A 4019-nucleotide genomic window follows, 5' to 3' on the forward strand; every position below is an offset into this window, starting at 1 on the left:
ACATAAAATTCTCTTTTATTTCATTAAAAAAGAAACTAACTTAGCCTTTAGAAAAGAATACGCTTTGAACAAAGAAATCAAAATCATCGAATGCCCTCGAGATGCCATGCAAGGCATTAAGGATTTTATTCCAACAAAAAATAAAGTTACTTACATACAAGCTTTGTTGCGAGTTGGCTTTGATACCATCGATTTTGGAAGTTTTGTTTCTCCAAAAGCTATTCCGCAAATGCAGGATACTGCCGCTGTTTTAGAACAGCTTGATTTATCGCAAACAACAAGCAAATTGTTATCTATTATTGCCAATACACAAGGAGCAGTCACGGCTTCAGAATATGAGCAAATCCAATATTTAGGTTTTCCTTTTTCCATTTCTGAGAACTTTCAGATGCGTAACACGCACAAAACTATCGCAGAATCTTTGGTCACTTTAGAAGAAATTCTAGAAGTTGCCAATAAGAAAAACAAAGAAGTAGTAACGTATCTTTCAATGGGATTCGGAAATCCGTATGGTGATCCATGGAATGTTGAAATAGTAGCCGAATGGACTGAGAAATTGGCTGGAATGGGAGTAAAGATTCTATCACTTTCAGATACAGTCGGAACTTCTACGCCGGAAGTAATAACCTATTTGTTTTCAGATTTAATTCCGAAATATCCTCAAATTGAGTTTGGTGCTCATCTTCATACAACACCAGAAAGCTGGTTCGAAAAAATTGATGCTGCCGCAAAAGCAGGCTGTATTCGTTTTGATGGAGCTATTCAAGGTTTTGGCGGCTGCCCAATGGCGACCGATAAGCTAACAGGAAATATGCCGACAGAAAAATTGGTTTCTTATTTTACTGCCAATAAAAAAATAACAGGACTTAATTCTCTTAGTTTTGAAAGTGCATATAATGAAGCTTCGAAATTGTTTGGAAAGTTTCATTAAAAAATAGTTATATTTTCTTACTTTAGATAATGATTGCAGAAATAATGCGTTACATTTATTATTGATATAATTATTATCATGAGATCAAGATTATTAAGTAAAATTTTAAGTTTACTATTTTCAGTTTTTTTATTATTTTCCTGTTCTAGCGATTTAAACTTCGATCAGGTGAACGATTTTAAGATTGAGCCTGTTTTTGTTGCCAACTTAGCATATTTTAATGTTCCTGCAAATAGACTTATAGATGATGGCGGAACCAATATTATATACGACGTAAGAGATTTTGATGTTTTTAAAAACAAATTTTTTACAGAACGCCTTAAGAAAGCCGAATTTGATTTTGAAGTCGAAAATAATATCGAGCGTACTTTTGTCTTAAATATGCTTTTGCTTGACAAAGACAATCAAGTCTTAGAAACAATATCTTTTAATGTTCCATCCTATAAAGGAACGCCAAATGTTATAAAATATCCCACAGAAGTTTTTGAAAACACGCGATTAGACCTTTTAAAACAAACCCAAAAAATTGGTTTTGTTGTATTAATTGCTGCTGGACCTCCTTTAAATGCTAACAGTGAAGGAAATTTAAGATTAAGATCCAGTGCAACGGCTTATCTAGTAATCGAATGAGAAAAACGCTAATCCTTTGTTTATTTTTTCATCTTTCTTGTTTTGCCCAAAACAGAGAGCTATTGTATAATTTTACTTCAATTCCACAGTCTTCGCTTGTAAATCCCGGAGCCGATGTTTCGTATAAGTATTACTTTGGATTTCCGGTCTTATCTGGAATTTCAGCCAATGTGGGTTCTAGCAGTTTTTCGGCCTATGATTTATTTTCAAATGATGGGGTCGATTTTAATCAAAAAGTTAGAGATGTTATCAATAAATCTTCCAGTAAAGATAAGGTAGTGACCAACCAACAATTGGAGATATTTTCTGGCGGATTTAGAGTTGGAGGCAGAGAAAGTCGTTCTTATATTTCGTTTGGATTGTATCAGGAATTTGATTTCTTCATGTTTGTTCCAAAAGATCTGGCTTTACTGGCTTTAAACGGAAATCGAGATTATATCGGAAAATCGTTTAATCTAGGCGATTTGAATATGAAAGCCGAAGTGCTTTCTGTTTTTCATGTTGGTTTTCATAAAAAAGTAAATGATAAATTTGTTTATGGAGGACGTGCCAAAATTTATTCAAGCGGTGCAAATGCAACTTCTACCAAAAACTCAGGTTACATTTATACAGGTGAGCAGCCAGGAACTCCAAATCTTTATAACCAGATCATTTCTTCCAATTTAGAATTAAAAACTTCTGGACTAGCCCGTTTTACAAAAGATGAATACGAAGGAAATGTAATTCGTGACATTGCCCATAATACCTTTTTTAATGGAAGTCTTGGTTTTGGTGTAGATGCAGGAATTACCTATTATATAAAAGACAATTTGCAGTTTACAGCAAGCGTTGTCGATTTAGGTTTTGTGAGACAGACCAAAGACATTGAAACGCTTACCTATAAAGGAACTTACCAATACAATGGGGCAAATCCTGACTTTTTAGGTTCAGATGATCCAGAAAATGTCTTTGACGAATTTGATCGTGCAATACCAAGAGATACACTCCATAATAAATATACTACTTGGCGTCCAACAAAAATTTATTCTTCTATTCAATACTCTTTCGGAGAGAAACGTTCAGATGAGTGTAATTGTCATGGCAATGTCGAAAAATTTTATAAAAATGCCGCTGGACTTCAGGTTTTCGGAATGTCTGCTCCCCGCGAACCTTTGGTTGCTTTGACTGCTTTTTACAGAAGAAATATATTTAGAAAATTAGATCTTAAAGCAACTTATACCTTAGATACTTTTTCGAATAAAAATATTGGTCTAGGTCTTTCAGGGGCAATTGGCCCAGTAAATATTTATGCTTTAGTCAATAATGTTTTAGAATATAAAGACATTTCCAAAGCCAGTAGTGCCGCTTTCCAACTCGGAATCAATTTCGTTTTTCAAGACAGAGAAGATTAATTTTATTTATATTATTAGTAGTCGTTTTTTTAAATCAGAAAAAAGCTTTTTGGCTTTTCGGGGCTCTCCATTTCCACCTGGGCTTGGGTGTATTTTTTTGTAAGATGATTCGTGTAAATGCAAATTTATGAATAACTTAGTATTCAAGTTACCAATTTATTCACTATATTTGCACGCAATTCAACTAGAAATTGCACCATGATAGCACACAACTCCAAGATTATCGGCGAAGGTTTAACTTACGACGATGTATTATTAGTACCTAACTACTCGAATGTGCTTCCTCGCGAAGTGAGCATTAAATCAAAATTCTCAAGAAACATTACATTAAACGTTCCAATTGTATCTGCTGCTATGGATACAGTTACAGAAAGTGCAATGGCAATCGCTATGGCACAAGAAGGAGGTATTGGTGTTTTACATAAAAATATGACTATCGAACAACAAGCAGGAAAAGTTCGAAAAGTAAAACGCGCAGAAGCAGGTATGATTATCGATCCGGTAACATTACCAATGAACTCTACTATTGCAGATGCAAAAAACGCTATGAAAGAATTCGGAATCGGTGGTATTCCAATCGTAGACGAAAATAAAATCCTAAAAGGTATCGTTACAAACCGTGATTTGCGTTTTGAGAAAAACGGTGCAAGACCAATTGCTGAGGTTATGACAAGTCAAAACTTAGTAACAGTTGCAGAAGGAACTTCTTTAGAACAAGCAGAAGTAGTTTTGCAAGGTCATAAAATCGAAAAATTACCAGTTGTAAATGCTCAAAACGAATTAGTTGGTTTAATTACATTTAGAGATATTACAAAATTGACTCAAAAACCTATCGCTAATAAAGATTCTTTTGGTCGTTTGAGAGTTGCTGCTGCAATTGGAGTTACTGGAGATGCAGTTTTAAGAGCTGAAGCTTTAGTTGCTGCAGGTGTAGACGCAATCATCATCGATACTGCTCACGGGCATACAGAAGGTGTTGTGAATACTTTAAAAGAAGTAAAATCAAAATTCCCTCAAATAGATGTAATTGTTGGAAACATCGCAACTCCAGAAGCTGCTAAATATTT

4 protein-coding genes are annotated in these 4019 nt (G+C 34.5%); all 4 read left to right on the top strand.

The features are described from left to right. Positions 1-64 precede the first annotated feature (64 nt). Positions 65-931: a hydroxymethylglutaryl-CoA lyase gene (locus B3J44_RS00575; protein WP_286964930.1), complete on the top strand. Its 867-nt coding sequence runs from the start codon at positions 65-67 to the stop codon at positions 929-931. A 168-nt stretch (positions 932-1099) separates the two neighbouring features. Next, the gene (locus tag B3J44_RS00580; protein ID WP_286964914.1) at positions 1100-1561 is read left to right on the top strand and encodes a hypothetical protein; all 462 of its coding nucleotides are present in this window, start codon (positions 1100-1102) and stop codon (positions 1559-1561) included. A gap of 62 nt (positions 1562-1623) precedes the next feature. After that, positions 1624-2952 (top strand): DUF5723 family protein, encoded by a 1329-nt coding sequence (locus tag B3J44_RS00585; RefSeq protein WP_349678277.1) that lies wholly within the window; start codon positions 1624-1626, stop codon positions 2950-2952. A gap of 198 nt (positions 2953-3150) precedes the next feature. Continuing rightward, positions 3151-4019, top strand: an 869-nt coding sequence (guaB, locus tag B3J44_RS00590) for an IMP dehydrogenase (protein ID WP_286964918.1), incomplete at its 3' end; no start/stop codon positions are given.

This window comes from Flavobacterium sp. UBA4854 (genome assembly GCF_002399805.1).
In the GTDB taxonomy this organism is placed as follows: domain Bacteria; phylum Bacteroidota; class Bacteroidia; order Flavobacteriales; family Flavobacteriaceae; genus Flavobacterium; species Flavobacterium ginsengisoli.